14 protein-coding genes are annotated in these 15,734 nt (G+C 66.6%); 10 read left to right on the top strand and 4 right to left on the bottom strand.

What is annotated here, in order from left to right:
- Positions 1-31 precede the first annotated feature (31 nt).
- The 3 genes from HMPREF9710_RS03160 to icmF all read right to left on the bottom strand — a co-directional run bounded on the left by HMPREF9710_RS03160 (position 32) and on the right by icmF (position 5,092).
- Positions 32-361, bottom strand: coding sequence for a hypothetical protein (locus HMPREF9710_RS03160; RefSeq protein ID WP_005663835.1), 330 nt, complete (start codon positions 359-361; stop codon positions 32-34).
- Between the two features lie 145 nt (positions 362-506).
- Positions 507-1,586, bottom strand: a complete 1,080-nt coding sequence (locus HMPREF9710_RS03155; protein WP_005663833.1) for a type I restriction endonuclease — start codon at positions 1,584-1,586, stop codon at positions 507-509.
- Between the two features lie 218 nt (positions 1,587-1,804).
- Entirely contained in the window at positions 1,805-5,092 is a 3,288-nt protein-coding gene (gene icmF, locus HMPREF9710_RS03150; protein ID WP_005663831.1) for a fused isobutyryl-CoA mutase/GTPase IcmF, read from the bottom strand.
- Positions 5,093-5,311: 219 nt separating this feature from the next.
- On the opposite strand from icmF, the gene HMPREF9710_RS03145 reads away from it, so the two are divergent.
- Positions 5,312-6,529, top strand: a complete 1,218-nt coding sequence (locus HMPREF9710_RS03145; RefSeq protein ID WP_307159350.1) for an HD-GYP domain-containing protein — start codon at positions 5,312-5,314, stop codon at positions 6,527-6,529.
- Positions 6,530-6,604: 75 nt separating this feature from the next.
- Here HMPREF9710_RS03145 and HMPREF9710_RS03140 read toward each other — a convergent pair whose 3' ends face one another.
- A complete protein-coding gene (locus HMPREF9710_RS03140) occupies positions 6,605-7,639 on the bottom strand; it encodes a GGDEF domain-containing protein (RefSeq protein WP_005663827.1) in 1,035 nt (344 codons plus the stop codon).
- Positions 7,640-7,737: 98 nt separating this feature from the next.
- On the opposite strand from HMPREF9710_RS03140, the gene HMPREF9710_RS27655 reads away from it, so the two are divergent.
- The 9 genes from HMPREF9710_RS27655 to HMPREF9710_RS03100 all read left to right on the top strand — a co-directional run bounded on the left by HMPREF9710_RS27655 (position 7,738) and on the right by HMPREF9710_RS03100 (position 15,712).
- Complete coding sequence (locus tag HMPREF9710_RS27655) at positions 7,738-7,935, top strand: hypothetical protein (protein ID WP_157225418.1); 198 nt, start codon at positions 7,738-7,740, stop codon at positions 7,933-7,935.
- Positions 7,936-8,029: 94 nt separating this feature from the next.
- Positions 8,030-8,212 carry a Flp family type IVb pilin gene (locus tag HMPREF9710_RS03135; RefSeq protein WP_005663826.1) on the top strand — a complete coding sequence of 61 codons (183 nt, stop codon included), beginning with the start codon at positions 8,030-8,032 and terminating at the stop codon, positions 8,210-8,212.
- A 62-nt stretch (positions 8,213-8,274) separates the two neighbouring features.
- Positions 8,275-8,829: an A24 family peptidase gene (locus HMPREF9710_RS03130; protein ID WP_005663824.1), complete on the top strand. Its 555-nt coding sequence runs from the start codon at positions 8,275-8,277 to the stop codon at positions 8,827-8,829.
- Between the two features lie 100 nt (positions 8,830-8,929).
- Positions 8,930-10,363, top strand: coding sequence for a DUF8689 domain-containing protein (locus HMPREF9710_RS03125; RefSeq protein WP_005663822.1), 1,434 nt, complete (start codon positions 8,930-8,932; stop codon positions 10,361-10,363).
- Positions 10,360-11,205 carry a Flp pilus assembly protein CpaB gene (gene cpaB / locus HMPREF9710_RS03120; protein ID WP_005663820.1) on the top strand — a complete coding sequence of 282 codons (846 nt, stop codon included), beginning with the start codon at positions 10,360-10,362 and terminating at the stop codon, positions 11,203-11,205. Before HMPREF9710_RS03125 ends, cpaB begins: the two co-directional genes overlap by 4 nt.
- Before the next feature lie 18 nt (positions 11,206-11,223).
- Positions 11,224-12,840 carry a type II and III secretion system protein family protein gene (locus HMPREF9710_RS03115; RefSeq protein WP_005663818.1) on the top strand — a complete coding sequence of 539 codons (1,617 nt, stop codon included), beginning with the start codon at positions 11,224-11,226 and terminating at the stop codon, positions 12,838-12,840.
- A 14-nt stretch (positions 12,841-12,854) separates the two neighbouring features.
- Positions 12,855-13,124, top strand: a complete 270-nt coding sequence (locus tag HMPREF9710_RS03110; protein ID WP_005663816.1) for a hypothetical protein — start codon at positions 12,855-12,857, stop codon at positions 13,122-13,124.
- Positions 13,125-13,164: 40 nt separating this feature from the next.
- Complete coding sequence (locus HMPREF9710_RS03105) at positions 13,165-14,340, top strand: CpaE/TadZ family protein (RefSeq protein WP_005663814.1); 1,176 nt, start codon at positions 13,165-13,167, stop codon at positions 14,338-14,340.
- 19 nt (positions 14,341-14,359) lie between these two features.
- Positions 14,360-15,712 (top strand): TadA family conjugal transfer-associated ATPase, encoded by a 1,353-nt coding sequence (locus HMPREF9710_RS03100; protein ID WP_005663811.1) that lies wholly within the window; start codon positions 14,360-14,362, stop codon positions 15,710-15,712.
- Positions 15,713-15,734 lie beyond the last annotated feature (22 nt).

Here is a 15,734-nt window from a genome sequence, read left to right as displayed (position 1 = left end):
TGAATGCTGAAAAAATTACTACAGGGGAAAATTACCCCTCGCCGCTGCCGTCAAGGCCGGGGTCGCGGCGCAGCCGGCCCAGCAGGGCTTCGACGTTCTCGCCCACCGGCAGGCCGTGGCGCCGCAACAGCTGGACATGCAGCACCAGGTTTTCCAGCACCAGCTTGGCCGCCACGGCGAGCAAGGTCAGCGTGCGGTCTTCCTCGCTAAAGTTCTCCATCGCCGCCGCCATCTCGCACAGGTGGTCGGCGACGATGGCGCGCATCTCGTCCTCTGGGAAGGGCAGGTCGGCGAAGTCGATCGGGTCTTCCCGTTCGACTTCGCGCATCAGGGCGGCGAGCTGGTCTGGCTGGATGGACATGCGAGCTCCTGTGGGGTCTTGCTGACATTGTAGGTTCGTCCATGCGAACAGGCTTGCCCCGCTGTGCTTCGGCAGGTGCGCAGTCGATCATCTGCCCAGAGGAGAACAATGCCAGCCGGTCGAAAGCTCGCGTGCCCGGCTCGGTTTATTCCTCGACCGGCAAGTGCATTGACACGGTCGCTCGCAACCGATCGGCAAAACTGTAGAGATCATCGATTTCTTCGAGTGGAAAACGTTCCTCGGCCTTGTCCGGCCCGAATATGCCAACCGCCAGCTTCTGGGTGTTATTGAAGCGCAAGCGGCAGACGGGCTTGCGATTATTGTCGTCGAGCAGAATGGCGCAATAACTCAGGTTGTCGCGCATGACGATGCGGCGTGGGCTGACGACATCGCGCAAAATCGAGCGAACGATATGCAGGCCCTCGATTTCCTCGGCGCTGGTTTCGACTTCGGCTTCATCTGCAGGGTGGGGAATGATCGGCGCGGAATGCTCGGACGTCGTTGGCGCCTCGGCGGCCATCGCACCTTTCAGTCGTACGTTGATGCGCTCGCTTAGCAGCTGTTCAAAAGCACGTTTTGTGATCTGCGTGAACTGGTCCTTGAGTGTCGGCGTGAAGCGTCGCCCGCCAAGCAGGTCGGCAGACAGCAAGCGCACGAATTCTTCCGGAGGATTGGCCACCCACTCGTTCAAGCGTTCTTGAATGGCCCGCGTATATTTGAGATCGCTGGCAGTGTTAAGAATTGTGTCGATATCGAAGCTCGATTTGGCGAACTTTTTCAGCTCCTCGACGTCACGCTCCTTGAAATCGAGGATGTCGAACTCAAAAAATGGCGTGCTGTCCATCTTGTTCGGTTGCTCGAGATCGGTAAAGAACCGGTATTTCAGGCCGTTCGTCAACACGCCAAAGCGGGATTCGGTGACATGGAAATAACGGAACAACTGACTTGCATGATTAATATGCAGGTCGCCACCACAACGTTTGCACTCGAAAAGCATGATGGGATTCCCGTCGCGCAGAATCGCATAGTCTACCTTTTCGCCCTTCTTGGTCCCGACATCCGCGATCAATTCCGGGGTGACTTCGGTTGGATCGAAAACGTTGTAGCCGAGGATCTGAATGAATGGCATTACCATGGCATTCTTGGTAGCCTCTTCTGTCTGAATCAGGTCTTTGGTAGCACGAATACGGGTAGCCAGTGCGTTGAGCTGGTCGATCAGATCCACGGTAATGCTCCTTCAAGCTGGGTTGAACAGGTAAAGATGCAACAAATCAATGTAAATAACATTTCCATATTGCACATTTTTTAATGCTGTATCAACCTTTAAATGAAGCGCTGGCATGGTGGCGCATTTTCGCCACATAACTGAATTGAGCCAGATCCAGACAGGTACTGGTCGGTATGTCAGGAAGGGAATAAGGACGCGGCTGGCGCGCCCCTTTTTCACATATTGCGGCGATACTGCCCACCCACCTCGAACAGCGCGGTCGTGATCTGCCCCAGCGAGCATACGCGCACCGCGTCCATCAGGCGCGCGAACACGTTCTCGTTGTCGATCGCGGCCTGGCGCAGGGCGGCCAGCGCGGCTGGCGCCGCATCGGCGTTGCGGCGGTGGAAGTCTTCCAGGCGCTGCAGCTGCGATTGCTTTTCCTCGTCGGTCGAACGGGCCAGTTCGATCGTGGCGGGAAGCGCGGCGCCCTTCGGGTTGCGGAAGGTGTTGACGCCGATGATCGGCAGGCTGCCGTCGTGCTTGCGGTGCTCGTACAGCATCGACTCTTCCTGGATCTTGCCGCGCTGGTAGCCGGTTTCCATCGCCCCCAGCACGCCGCCGCGCTCGGCGATGCGCTCGAACTCCTGCAGCACCTGCTCTTCGACCAGGTCGGTCAGCTCGTCCATGATGAAGGCGCCCTGGTTCGGGTTTTCGTTCTTGGCCAGGCCCCATTCCCGGTTGATGATCAACTGGATCGCCAATGCCCTGCGCACCGATTCGTCGGTCGGCGTGGTGATCGCCTCGTCGTAGGCATTCGTGTGCAGCGAATTGCAGTTGTCGTAGATCGCGATCAGCGCCTGCAGGGTGGTGCGGATGTCGTTGAAGTCGATCTCCTGCGCGTGCAGCGAGCGGCCGGAAGTCTGGATGTGGTACTTGAGCTTCTGGCTGCGATCGTTGGCGCCGTACTTGTCGCGCATCGCCACCGCCCAGATGCGGCGCGCCACGCGGCCCAGCACCGTGTATTCCGGGTCCATGCCGTTCGAGAAGAAGAACGACAGGTTCGGCGCGAAGTCGTCGATGTGCATGCCGCGCGCCAGATACGCTTCCACGAACGTGAAGCCGTTCGACAGGGTAAACGCCAGCTGCGAGATCGGGTTGGCTCCCGCTTCGGCGATGTGGTAGCCCGAGATCGACACCGAGTAAAAATTGCGCACGCCGTGCGTCACGAAATATTCCTGAATGTCTCCCATCACCTTCAGCGAAAACTCGGTCGAGAAGATGCAGGTGTTCTGGCCCTGGTCTTCCTTCAGGATGTCGGCCTGCACGGTACCGCGCACGGCGGTCAGCACCCAGGCGCGGATCTGCGCGGCTTCTTCGCCGCTCGGCTGGCGCCCGTTGTTCTCGACGAACTTGTCCATCTGCTGGTCGATGGCGGTGTTCATGAACATCGCCAGGATGGTCGGGGCCGGGCCGTTGATGGTCATCGAGACCGAGGTCGACGGGCTGCACAGGTCGAAGCCGTCGTACAGCACCTTCATGTCGTCCAGCGTCGCGATCGACACGCCCGAGTTGCCGACCTTGCCGTAGATGTCCGGGCGCAGCGCCGGGTCGGCGCCGTACAGGGTCACCGAGTCGAAGGCGGTCGACAGGCGCTTGGCGTCCATGCCGGTCGAGACGAGCTTGAAGCGGCGGTTGGTGCGGAAGGCGTCGCCCTCGCCGGCGAACATGCGGGTCGGATCCTCGCCCTCGCGCTTGAAGGGGAACACTCCGGCCGTGTAGGGGAAGGAACCCGGCACGTTTTCCAGCATCAGGAAGCGCAGGATCTCGCCATGGTCCTCGAAGCGCGGCAGCGCCACCTTGCGCACCGGGTTGCCGGACAAGGTCGTCGAGATCAGGCGCGTGCGGATTTCCTTGTCGCGGATCTTCACCACGTGCTCGTCGCCCGCGTAGGTCGCCTGCAGCTGCGGCCAGGAGGCCACCAGCGCCCTGGCTTCGCCGTCCATGGCGTTGTCGCGCTGGGCGATCACGTCGTCGAAATCGGTGTTCTTGCCGGCCGCGGCCAGCATGCGCTTCGCCTCCTGCAGCTGCTGGCGCTCGCGCGCGAGCTTGACCTGCGTGCCGACCCGGCGGTGGTAGCCGCGCACGGTGTCGGCGATCTCGGCCAGGTAGCGGCTGCGCGCGGGCGGCACGATCACGTTCTTGCCGCTCGAGTAGCGCTGCGCCGGCGCCTGCAGCTTGCCGGTTTCGACCTTCAGGCCCAGTTCCGCCAGTTTCGGCAGCAGGCCGTGGTAGAGGGCGGTCACGCCGTCGTCGTTGAAGCGCGAGGCCTGGGTGCCGTAGACCGGCATCTGGTCCGGGCTCATCGACCACAGTTCGCGGTTGCGCTGGTATTGCTTGGCGACGTCGCGCAGCGCGTCGAGCGCGCCCTTGCGGTCGAACTTGTTGATGGCGATGAGATCGGCGAAATCGAGCATGTCGATCTTCTCGAGCTGCGAGGCGGCGCCGAATTCCGGGGTCATCACGTACATCGAGGTGTCGACGTGCGGCACGATGGCGGCGTCGCCCTGGCCGATGCCCGAGGTCTCGACGATCACGAGGTCGAAGCCGGCCACCTTGCAGGCGGCGATCACGTCGGGCAGGGCCTGCGAGATCTCGGAGCCCGCTTCGCGCGTGGCCAGCGAGCGCATGAACACGCGCTGCTGCCCGTTCCAGGGATTGATCGCGTTCATGCGGATGCGGTCGCCCAGCAGGGCGCCGCCCGACTTGCGGCGCGACGGGTCGATCGAGATCACGGCGATATTCAGGCGGTCGCCCTGGTCGAGGCGGATGCGGCGGATCAGCTCATCGGTCAGCGAGGACTTGCCGGCGCCGCCGGTGCCGGTGATGCCCAGGGTCGGCACGCGCAGCGTGTCGGCCGTGTCGAGGATCTCCTTGCGCAGGGCCGGGTCGACCCGATCGTTTTCCAGCGCCGTGATCAGCTGGGCCAGCGGGCGGTGGCGCGCGGCGATGTCGCCGCTGCGCAGCGCCGCGAGCGAAGTCGGGGCGTAGGGCGACAGGTCGACGTCGCAGGCTTCGAGCATCGAGCGGATCATGCCGACCAGACCCATGCGCTGGCCGTCTTCCGGACTGAAGATGCGCGTCACGCCATACGCGTGCAGGTCTTCGATCTCGCTCGGGACGATCACCCCGCCGCCGCCGCCGAACACCTTGATGTGCTCGCCGCCGCGCTGGCGCAGCAAGTCGATCATGTACTTGAAGTATTCGACGTGGCCGCCCTGGTAGCTCGAGATGGCGATGCCCTGCGCATCCTCGGCCAGCGCCGCGGTGACCACGTCGTCGACCGAGCGGTTGTGGCCGAGGTGGATCACCTCGGCGCCGTTCGACTGCAGGATGCGGCGCATGATGTTGATCGAGGCGTCGTGGCCGTCGAACAGCGAGGCGGCGGTGACGAAACGGACCTTGTTGGCCAGGCGCGGCTGTTCGGGCAGGTCGAGCTTCGCGACGGGAGTGATGTCGTTCATGAGGGACGGGTCCTTGTGAGCGGTGAGGACGGATGCTGGTACGGTATATGACGTTAACGTTAACGTCAAGCTCGCGGCGAAGTAATACGGCTGGCTTCGATCAATTTCACATTGCGTATCCCTAAGGCAACATTAAGTTCCATTATGCAATCTGCTTGTTATACTCAATGCATAATCGGAATTCATGCAGAAGAAGAGATACGACAGATGCTGAAAAAAGTGGATTCTTCACAGCTCAGGGTGGGCATGTTCATCCACGACCTGGATTGCGGTTGGATGGAGCATCCGTTCGTACGCAACCAGTTCCTGATCACGAACGAGGCCGAGATCCGCAAGATCGTCGAGGCGCGTATCCGCGGCGTCGTGATCGATTGCCGTCGCGGCCTGGACGTCGACGCGCCCACCGTCGACGAGAGCATGGCCGCCACCGAGGCCGAGGTGACCGCGCTGGCGCAGGCCGCCACGGCCTCCGCGCGCATGCGGGTGCCGCTGGCCGAGGAATTGCAGCGCGCCATCCATGTGCGGCGCCAGGCCGAGGGTCTGGTGCGCGCCGTGATGCAGGACGCGCGCCTGGGAAAGGCCGTCGAGCTGGACCAGGTAAGCCCGGTGGTGCAGAGCGTTACCGAATCGATCCTGCGCAATTCGGGCGCCTTGCCCAGCCTCCTGCAGCTCAAGAACAAGGACGACTACACCTTCCTGCACTCGGTCAGCGTGTGCGCGCTGCTGGTCGCCTTCTGCCGCTCGCGCGGCATGGACGAGGAAACCATCTACCAGGCCGGCCTGGGCGGCCTGCTGCACGACACCGGCAAGGCCATGGTGCCGGACGCCATCCTCAACAAGCAGGGCCGCCTGACCGACGCCGAATTCGCCATCGTCAAGCGCCATCCGCGCGACGGCCACGACATCCTGGTGAAGACGCCCGGCATCGGCCCGGTGCCGCTCGACATCACGCTGCACCACCATGAGCGGCGCGACGGCAGCGGCTATCCGGACCGCCAGGCCGGGGACGGCATCAGCGAGCTGGCGCAGATGGCGGCCATCGTCGATGTGTACGACGCGATCACCTCCGACCGCTGCTACCACAAGGGCATCCCACCGGCCGAGGCGCTGCGCAAGATCTACGAGTGGAGCAAGCACCACTTCGATCCGGCGCTGGTCCAGGAGTTCATGCGCTGCGTCGGCATCTACCCGGTCGGCACCCTGGTGCTGCTGGAATCGGGCCGGCTGGGCGTGGTGGTCGAGCCGCACGAATCGAGCCTGCTCACGCCGAAGGTGAACGTGTTCTTCCATGCGAAACAGCAGGTGTATATCCGCCCCGAGACGGTCGACCTGTCGCGCGCGACGGGCTTCGGCGGCGGCGACCGCATCGTGCGCCACGAGTCGGCCGCCAAGTGGCAGGTCGAGCCGCTGCGCTTCATGCAGCTGGCCGAGGCCTGAGCGCCTGCCACCCGCCGGCGCGGCGCGCGGCTGCTTCGGCATGCGATTGAACGCGCTGCCCTCACGTGCAGGGAATCAGAAGAATTCGGCGGTGTCGTTGACGGCCACGGTCTGCAGCAGCCCGCCGGCGACCAGCTCTTCGTAGTGGCACACGCGGTTGCGGCCGTGGGCCTTGGCGTAGTACAGGGCCTGGTCGGCGTGGCCCAGCGTGACCACCGGCGAATCGGCGGCGCTGACGCTGGTGAAGCCGATGCTGACCGTGACCTTGCCCACCTGCGGGAAGTCGTGGCTCTCGACGTCGGCGCGGAAGCGCTCGATGATGCGGCGGGCGTTCTCCAGGTTCGTCGAGCGCAGCAGCACCACGAACTCCTCGCCGCCGAAGCGGAACACCCGGTCCTGGGCGCGGAACGACGACTGCAGCAGGTTGGCGATCAGGATCAGCACTTCGTCGCCGTACAGGTGGCCGAAGCGGTCGTTGACGCCCTTGAAGTGGTCGACGTCGACCACCGCCAGCCACTGCTTTTCTTCGCCGTTGTGGTGGCGCCGCTCGGCCTGGCCGGGGGCCGTGGCGTCGGTCTCGGAGGCGTGCAGCATGCGCGCCAGCTGGTCGTCGAAGGTCTTGCGGTTGAGCAGGCCCGTGAGCGAGTCGCGTTCGCTGTAGTCGAGCAGGTTCTGGAAGTTGCGGTACACGCTGACGATCCCGTTGACCATGTACAGCGCCTCGGGCGTGAACGGTTCGGCATGCACGATCTCGAGGCAGGTGTCGGCCTTGTCGCCGAACCAGATCGGCAGCCACAGGCGGCGCAGGCCGTCGGCGCCGATGCTTTCCGCGCGCGGTTCGTGGCGGCGCACGCAGGCGCCGAGTTCGGGATAGAGCGCGATCGGTTCGCCGGGACCGCTGTCCTGCGGCTCTTCGGGGCAGGCCACGCCGCCGGCATGGATGCAGGCGCGCGAGCGCACGAAGTACTGTTCGCCGACGCTGGAGATAGTGAGCACCCGGGTGCGGGCCGCGCCGGACAATTCCTGGACTGCCGAAATCACGGAGATGTCCAGCATGGTGTGATCGCGGTGGCCGGTCATGTCCACCATGTGTCGCAGCAGGGAATCCATGTCGTCGTTATCAGACCAAGCAATAAGAGGTACCGGGAGACCGCCCCGCGCAAGGCGTGGCGCACAGGGCGGACAGCGCTGAATGGATACCCAGCGCCATGATCGGCGGTGCCGCATTTTTCAGCGGTCAAGCAAAACAGCATAATACTTTTTTGTATTACCGGCAACTATTCTTAACAATTTTTATTCATGGTTTCCCGCGCGTTGACACATCGCCCTGGGAGTTTGTTTCTCATCAGAAGCATGAATTTCCATACGGAAAAGTTGTGGACGGTCAACTTGCCGTACGGCACTAATCGGTACAGTGAACTCACTGGCAAACGTAACACAGCAGTAGCGACGGGGCCCAGTCGCAGCCAGTATTTCCTCAACCATCATAAGGAGTTTGTCATGAGCACGATTACCTCCGCCATCAAAGCATTTTTCGCTGACGAAAACGGTGTGACTGCCATCGAGTATGGCCTGATCGCCGCCCTCATCGGCGTGGTGATGGCCGGTGTCGCTGGCGAAGTCGGTGAAAACATCGAGGCGGCCTTCATCTACATCCGCGATCAGTTGGTCGTTCCGGAGTAATCCGCCTGCCCCCCGGGACGCGGTTCGGCCCCGGGGGGCTTTTTTTTTCGTGGAGTCCGATCATGGCTGTCGCACTTTACCTCGATACGCTGCTGCTGCTGATGGTGACGGCGGCGGCGCTCAAGGACTTGGAGAGCCGGCGCATTCCGAACCGGCTGCTGGCCGCCGGCATGGCATGCGCCCTGGTCCTGCACCTGCTGTCGCCGCAACCGCTGGCGGGGCTGCTCGCCTGGCTGGGCGGGACGGCGACCGGCCTGGCGATCTTCCTGCCTTTTTACCTGGTCCGCGGCATGGCCGCCGGGGACGTCAAGATGATGGCCGCGGTCGGCGCCTTCGCCGGTCCCGGCGACGCGCTGCGCATCGCCATCCTGGCCTGGTGCGTGGGCGGCGTCATGGCGCTGGCCGTCATCGTCTTCAAGGGCCGCCTGCGCATGGCGCTGGCCAATATGTGGGCGATCCTGAAGCCCATGCTGCTGCGCCTGCCGCGCGGGCCGGCGCCCGCGATCGGCGGCGCCGGCGGCCAACCCAGCGCCGGCTCGATTCCCTATGGCGTGGCGATCGCCGCCGGCGCCATCGCGCTGCTGGTCAGTCGCTACGCCGACCGGCCGCTGTTATGAGCAGCGGGTCGGGCCTTTGTCAGGTATCAAGTGCCTGATGAGGCCGCTCGCTAGAATCAAATCAAGGTTTTCCGAAACATCTTCATGGGCAGGAGGGTGCATGATGGGAATGTTGTCGGCCACCACGGCCGCCGCCGGGCTCGATGCATCGTTCGGGGCCGGGGCCAGCGCGTCGTCAAGCGATGGCGACGTGGCCGCCGTGCTGCCGCGCCAGCCGCGCACCGTGCGCGACACCGGGCTCGACCCGCGCCTGGTGACGGGATTGGTGCTCAAGGTCCTGCATGCGGGCGGCAAGACGCCGCTGTCCAGGCTGACCGGACGCCTGCGGCTGTCGGTCAGCGTGGTGCGCGAAGTGCTGCAGGGCCTGGTCGCCAGCCAGCAGGCCGAAGTCGCCTATTCGGGCGAGACCGATCTCGATGTGCACTACCAGCTCACCGCCGCCGGGGCGCGCGCCGCCGGCGAGCACCTGGCCGAGTCGCGTTATGCCGGACCGGCGCCGGTGACCCTGGCGGCCTGGCGCTCGGTGGTGGCGCAGCAGTCGCAGCGCCAGCCGGACGCGCCGCACGTGGCGCGCGCCGAACTCGACGCGGTGCTCGACGGCGACGGCCTGGAACCGGCGATGCGCGAACTGATCGGCGCGGCCCTGTATTCCGGCCGTCCACTGCTGCTGTATGGCCCGTCCGGCAGCGGCAAGACCACCCTGGCGCGCAAGTTCGCCCGCCTGCGCCAGGATCCGATCGCGGTGCCGTACGCGGTGCTGGTCAACCACGAGATCGTCCAGCTGCACGATCCGGCCCTGCATCCGTTGCCGCTGCAGATGCGCGGCCTGGAAGAACGCCGCAGTTGCGACGCGCGCTGGGCCCTGAGCCAGCGGCCGCTGGTGCACGTCGGCGCCGAGCTCACGCGCGACATGCTGGAACTGCGGGTCGACGCCGCCAGCGGCGTGCTGCGCGCACCGCCCCACATCCTGGCCAATAACGGCCTGCTGGTGCTGGACGACCTGGGACGCCAGCGGATGCCGGCCGGCGAGCTGCTGCACCGCTGGCTGGGCGCGCTGGAGGCCGGCCAGGACCACGTGACGGTGCCGCACGGCCCGAGCCACGCGCTGCCGTTCGACGTCGGCCTGGTGCTGGCCACCAGCCTGGCGCCGGAATCGGTGCTGGACGACGCCTGCCTGCGCCGCATCGGCTACCGCATTGCCGTGGGGCCGCTGTCCGAAGCGAGTTACCGCGCGCTGCTGCGGCGCCAGGCGCGGCTGCGCCGCATCGAGGTCGACGAGGCGGCGTTCGATTTCCTGGTCGACGAACTGCATCGCCGCACCCGGCGCCCGCTGCTGGCCGCCTGGCCGCACGAGCTGCTGGGACGCATCGCCGATTTCGCCGGCTTCGCCGGCCGCGCGCCGCGCTGCGACGTGGACGGCCTGGTCCAGGCCTGGAGCAGCCTGTTCGGAGCCAGCGCCCTGCCGCCCGCGCTGCCTTGTGCATCGAACCCAGCGGCGATGAAGCGGGAAGACAAGGAAGGGGATGCGCGATGAAGAACAAGCGTGCCGTGATCATGATGGCACTGGCGGTGCTGCTGGGCCTGCTGGCGGTGGCGCTGGCGGCGAGCTGGCTGCTCAATGCCCCGGGCGCAAGCGCCGGCCGGATCGTCGTCGCCAAGGCCGACGTCGACATCGGCCAGCGCCTGACGCCCGAGATGTTCAAGCTGGCCGACTGGCCGGCCGACAGCGTGCCGAAGGGCGCCTTCACCGATCCCGCGCCGCTGGGCGGACGGGTATTGCGCAGCAGCCTGCTCGCGGGCGAACCGATCAGCGAAGCCAAGCTGGCGCCGGCCGGCACCCTGGGCGGCCTGTCGGCCCTGATCACCGAGGGCAAGCGCGCGATCACGGTGCGCGTCAACGACGTGATCGGGGTGGCCGGCTTCACCCTGCCGGGCAACTACGTCGACATCATCGTCAGCACCGAGACCATGCCGGACCCGAACGCGACCCGGGCGCGCGAGCAGAGCATCTCGAAGATCGTGCTGGAGCGGATCCTGGTGCTGGCGGTGGCGCAGGAAGTCAATCGCGACGAGACCAAGCCCAAGGTGGTCAATGCCGTCACGCTCGAGGTCACGCCAAGCGAGGCCGAAAAGCTGGACCTGGCGCGCAGCGTGGGCACCCTGTCGCTGGCGCTGCGCAACCAGGTCGATCCGGCCGCCGCCGCCACCTTCGGCGCGACCAAGGAGAACCTGCTGCCCGCTGTCGCCGCCGCGCCGCCGCCGGTGGTGCGGGCCCCGCCGCGGCCGCGCGTGCAGCAGGCGCGCGCGCCGGCCCCGCCCAAGCGCGACTGCATCAGCGTCATCAACGGCCTGCACGCATCGCAGGAATGCTTCTGACCACCGACTGGATCGATCATGAAACGACGTCCCTCGATCGCATTGCGCGCCACCCTTGCCGCCGTCCTTGCCGCGCTGGCCGGCCCGGCCCTGGCCAGCGCCGCGCCCGCCACCGCCGCCGCCGCGCAAAAAGTGGCGGAACCGAAGCCGGCGCCGAAGAAGCCGGCGCCCGCCCGCACCGCGAGCGAAGCGCCCGCGCGCGTCGCCGAAGGCTGCCGCGGCGAGGCCGCGCGGTCGGCCGTGATGGCGCTCCAGATGGGCAAGTCGACCATGCTGCGCCTGCCCGAGAAGGTGGCCCGCCGCAGCGTCGGCAACCCGGCCGTGGTGCAGGCGATGCTGGTCGCCCCGGACACCCTGTACATCGCCGCCGTCGACGTCGGCAGCACCAATATGATCGTGCAGGGTCGCAGCGGCTTGTGCAGCGTGATCGACATCACGATCGCGATGGACCCGAGCGGGCTGGAAGCCACGCTCAAGGCCGCGATGCCGGACGAGCAGGACATCCGCGTGATGGCGGCCAACGACAGCCTGATCCTGACCGGAACCGTCAGCGACGCCACCGTCGTGCAGCGCGCGGTGGAGCTGGCCGGCGCCTATGTGCGGCGTCCGCTGCGCCAGCTGCCGGCGGCCGACAAGGAAAACGATACCGATGGCGTGATCGTGGTGGGAAGGAACGGCGCCAGCGGCGCCGGCGCGGCGGGCGGCGCCGGCGCCCGGGTGATCAACCTGCTGGCGGTGAGCGCGCCGCAGCAGGTGCAGCTCGAGGTCAAGGTGGCCGAGATCTCGCGCACCCTGCTCGAACGGCTCGAGACCGGCACCCGCTTCAGCTTCGGCTCCGGCAGCTGGACCACCACCCTGGCCACCGATTTCCTGAGCGGCCTGCTGGGCGGCGGCCTGTCGGGAGTCAAGACCAATGGCAACCGCTTCGCCATCGAGGCCGACAAGCTCGATGGCCTGGTGCGCATCCTGGCCGAGCCGAACGTGCTGGCCATCAGCGGCCAGGAAGGCTCGTTCCTGGCCGGCGGCAAGTTCTACATCCCGGTGTCGCAGGACGATGACCGCGTCACGCTGGAAGAAAAGGAATTCGGGGTCGGCGTGCGCTTCACCCCGACCGTGCTGTCGGGCGGGCGCATCAACCTGAAGGTGGCGCCGGAGGTGTCCGAACTGTCGCGCGAAGGGATCGGCATCACCGCCACCGGCATCACCGGCACCGCCATCATGCCGCTGGTGACCACGCGCCGCGCCAGCACCACGGTGCAGCTGCATGACGGCCAGAGCTTCGCGATCGGCGGCCTGGTGCGCAACAACCTGATCGCCAACATGAAAGGCTTGCCGGGCCTGGGCGAGATTCCGGTGCTGGGCGCGCTGTTTCGCAGCACCGACTACCAGCAGGACCGCACCGAGCTGGTGTTCGTGATCACGGCGCGCCTGGTCAAGCCGCTGCCGGGCGGCAGCCACGTGCTGCCCACCGACGGCCATGTCGCGCCGTCGCGCGCCGGCCTGATGCTGGGCGGGCGGCTGGAAGGAGATCGGCCCGCCGCCGCGGCGCCTGCCGGGGCGCCGGCCACGCCGCCGGCCGCGGTATCCGGCGCGGTATCCGGGAGCTTCGAACTGACGCCGGCGGCTTCGAACTGACACAGGGGAATGCAATGCGAACCACATTCACACGATGGGCGGCGCTGGCGCTGCTCGCCTGCGGCGCGTCGGGATGCGTCTCGACCACGCCGGACTGGGATGCGCGCTTCGGCGCGGCCACCCGCAGCAATTTGGCGGCCCAGGTGCTCGACCCGAGCGGCGCCGCCAGCGGCAATCCCGCCCTGGGCCTCGATGGCCGCGCCGCGCGCGCCGCCATCGACAACTACCAGCGCTCGTTCGCCCGGCCGGATACCGGCCAGCCGGCGGCGATGGTGGACCAGTGATGGACGCGCGCGCAGCGAACGTCCTCTGTCCGGGGCTGCCATGAGAGCGCTCCTGATCAGCCGCGACAGCCACTTGTACGCGGAGCTGGCCTCGCAGGGCGCGGCGCGGGTGCCGCCCCTGCACCTGGCCGCCACCCGCGCCAGCCTGCGCGAAGCGCTCGACCGCCCCGAACCCGACGCCCCGCAACTGGTGATCGTCGACGCCAGCGGGCTGGAGCCGCTGGAGGCCGCCCTGCTCGAGCGCCTGGGCCGCCAGTATCCGGGATCGCAGCTGATGCTGCTCACCAACCAGCACCAGCCCGACCTGTTGATCACGGCGATGCGCGCCGGCGTGCGCGAGCTGCTGCAACTGCCGCTGGTGCACCGCGCCTTCCACGAGGCGATGGACCGGATCGCCACCGCCGCCGGCGTGTCGAGCCTGCGCGAAGGCAAGGTGCTGGCCTTCATCGCCTGCAAGGGCGGCAGCGGCGCCACCTTCATCTCGGCCAACTTCGGCTATGCGCTGGCCACGCTGGCGGGCAAGAAGGTCTTGCTCATCGACCTGCACGGCCAGTTCGGCGACGCCGCCCTGTACGTGTCGGACCAGAAGCCGGCCATGACGATGTCGGACGTGTGCGCCCAGATCGCGCGCGTGGACGGGCCCTTCCTCGAATCGTGCCTGGTGCACGTCACGCCGGGCTTCGGCGTGCTGGCCGCGGCCGACGATCCCGGCCACGCGAAAGAGGCCAAGCCGGAACACATCGACACCATCCTGCGCGTGGCGCGCCAGAACTACGACTACGTGCTGCTCGACGTCGGGCGCCAGATCGACGCGGTGTCGCTGCGCGCGCTGGACGTCACCGACACCATCTATCCGGTGCTGCAGCTGGCGCTGCCCGACATCCGCGACGCGCGGCGCCTGCTCGACATCTTCCGCTCGCTGGGCTACGTGCTGGACAACATCCGCCTGATCGTCAACCGCTACGAGAAGGGCGGCAAGCTGCGCCTGCAAGACCTGCATGCGGCGCTCGGCTGCGAGGTGGTGCACACCTTCCCCAACGACTATGTCGCGGTAACCGATTCGGTGAACCAGGGCGTGCCGGTGCTGCAGCTGTCGCGCTCGAGCTCCGCCGCGCGCAGCCTGGCCGAGATGGTCGAGCTGGTGACCGCGCACCGGGTCCAGGAAAGCCGCGGCCTGCTGGACCGCCTGTTCGGGCGCCAGGACGCCGATTACTGACCAGTTGAGAAAGACGCCCATGTCCCTTCGCGAACGACTTGCCTTGTCCGGCCAGGAGCGCATCCCCAGCGGCGGCGCCGAGCTGCAGGACGCGCCGAACCAGGCCTACCAGGAGCTCAAGAAGCTGATGCACCAGATGATCCTCGACCGGATCGACCTGGAGCGGCTCAAGCGCCTGACCGCCGAGCAGTTCAAGCACGAGCTGGCGCTGCTGGTCCAGCGCATCATCGAGGACGAGCGCATCGTCCTCAACCAGCACGAGCGGCATCACCTGGTGCTCGACATCCAGCACGAGATGCTGGGCTTCGGCCCGCTCGAGCCGCTGCTGTCCGACCCCTCGATCTCGGACATCCTGGTCAATACCGCCAACAAGGTCTACGTCGAGCGCCACGGCCGGCTGGAGCTGACCGAGATCACCTTCCACGACAACGCCCACCTGATGAAGATCATCGAAAAGATCGTCTCGCGCGTGGGCCGCAGGGTGGACGAGTCGAGCCCGATGGTCGACGCCAGGCTGCCGGACGGCTCGCGGGTGAACGCGATCATCCCGCCGCTGGCGGTGGACGGGCCGATCCTGTCGATCCGCCGCTTCGGCGGCAGCCCGCTGACGGTGCAGAACCTGCTCGACTATAAAAGCATGACCACGCCCATGATCCGGGTGCTGGAAGGGCTGGGCACGGCCAAGGTCAACATCCTGATCTCGGGCGGCACCGGCAGCGGCAAGACCACCTTGCTCAACCTGATCTCGGGCTTCATCCCGGCCACCGAACGGGTGGTGACGATCGAGGACGCGGCCGAGCTGCAGCTGCGCCAGCCGCACGTGGTGCGCCTGGAGACGCGACCCGCCAACATCGAGGGCAAGGGCGAGGTGCCGCAGCGCGCGCTGGTGCGCAACGCGCTGCGCATGCGGCCCGACCGCATCATCCTGGGCGAGGTGCGCGGCCCGGAAGCGCTCGACATGCTGCAGGCGATGAACACCGGCCACGAAGGGTCGCTGGCCACTATCCACTCGAACACGCCGCGCGACGCGCTGTCGCGGCTGGAGAACATGGTCAGCATGGCGGCGGTGAACCTGACGCCGCGCGCGATCCGCCAGCAGATCGTGTCGGCGGTGACGGTGGTGGTGCAGGTCTCGCGCCTGACCGACGGCACGCGCAAGCTGGTCAGCCTGCAGGAGATCACCGGCATGGAGGGCGAGATCATCTCGATGCAGGAGATCTTCCGCTTCGAGCAGCGCGGGGTCGACGTCGACGGGAAAGTGCTGGGCCACTTCAGCGCCACCGGCGTGCGCCCGCGCTTCGCCGACCGCCTCAAGCTGTTCGGGGTCCCGGTGCCGGACGATTCGTTCGACCCCGACCGCCGGTTTGACTGAATCGAGCGACCGGGAGCGCGCA

Origin of the sequence: Massilia timonae CCUG 45783 (assembly GCF_000315425.1) — a bacterium.
GTDB lineage: Bacteria > Pseudomonadota > Gammaproteobacteria > Burkholderiales > Burkholderiaceae_D > Telluria > Telluria timonae.
The sequence above is the reverse complement of the archived record's forward strand: the minus strand, read 5'-3'. Positions and strand labels throughout refer to the sequence as shown.

Excerpts from the sequence above, each read along its gene's own strand:
- HMPREF9710_RS03160 (WP_005663835.1), bottom strand. The coding sequence starts at position 361 with ATGTCCATCCAGCCAGACCAGCTCGCCGCCCTGATGCGCGAAGTCGAA.
- icmF (WP_005663831.1), bottom strand. The coding sequence starts at position 5,092 with ATGAACGACATCACTCCCGTCGCGAAGCTCGACCTGCCCGAACAGCCG.
- HMPREF9710_RS03140 (WP_005663827.1), bottom strand. The coding sequence starts at position 7,639 with ATGGATTCCCTGCTGCGACACATGGTGGACATGACCGGCCACCGCGAT.
- HMPREF9710_RS27655 (WP_157225418.1), top strand. The coding sequence starts at position 7,738 with ATGATCGGCGGTGCCGCATTTTTCAGCGGTCAAGCAAAACAGCATAAT.
- HMPREF9710_RS03135 (WP_005663826.1), top strand. The coding sequence starts at position 8,030 with ATGAGCACGATTACCTCCGCCATCAAAGCATTTTTCGCTGACGAAAAC.
- HMPREF9710_RS03130 (WP_005663824.1), top strand. The coding sequence starts at position 8,275 with ATGGCTGTCGCACTTTACCTCGATACGCTGCTGCTGCTGATGGTGACG.
- HMPREF9710_RS03125 (WP_005663822.1), top strand. The coding sequence starts at position 8,930 with ATGATGGGAATGTTGTCGGCCACCACGGCCGCCGCCGGGCTCGATGCA.
- cpaB (WP_005663820.1), top strand. The coding sequence starts at position 10,360 with ATGAAGAACAAGCGTGCCGTGATCATGATGGCACTGGCGGTGCTGCTG.
- HMPREF9710_RS03115 (WP_005663818.1), top strand. The coding sequence starts at position 11,224 with ATGAAACGACGTCCCTCGATCGCATTGCGCGCCACCCTTGCCGCCGTC.
- HMPREF9710_RS03110 (WP_005663816.1), top strand. The coding sequence starts at position 12,855 with ATGCGAACCACATTCACACGATGGGCGGCGCTGGCGCTGCTCGCCTGC.
- HMPREF9710_RS03105 (WP_005663814.1), top strand. The coding sequence starts at position 13,165 with ATGAGAGCGCTCCTGATCAGCCGCGACAGCCACTTGTACGCGGAGCTG.
- HMPREF9710_RS03100 (WP_005663811.1), top strand. The coding sequence starts at position 14,360 with ATGTCCCTTCGCGAACGACTTGCCTTGTCCGGCCAGGAGCGCATCCCC.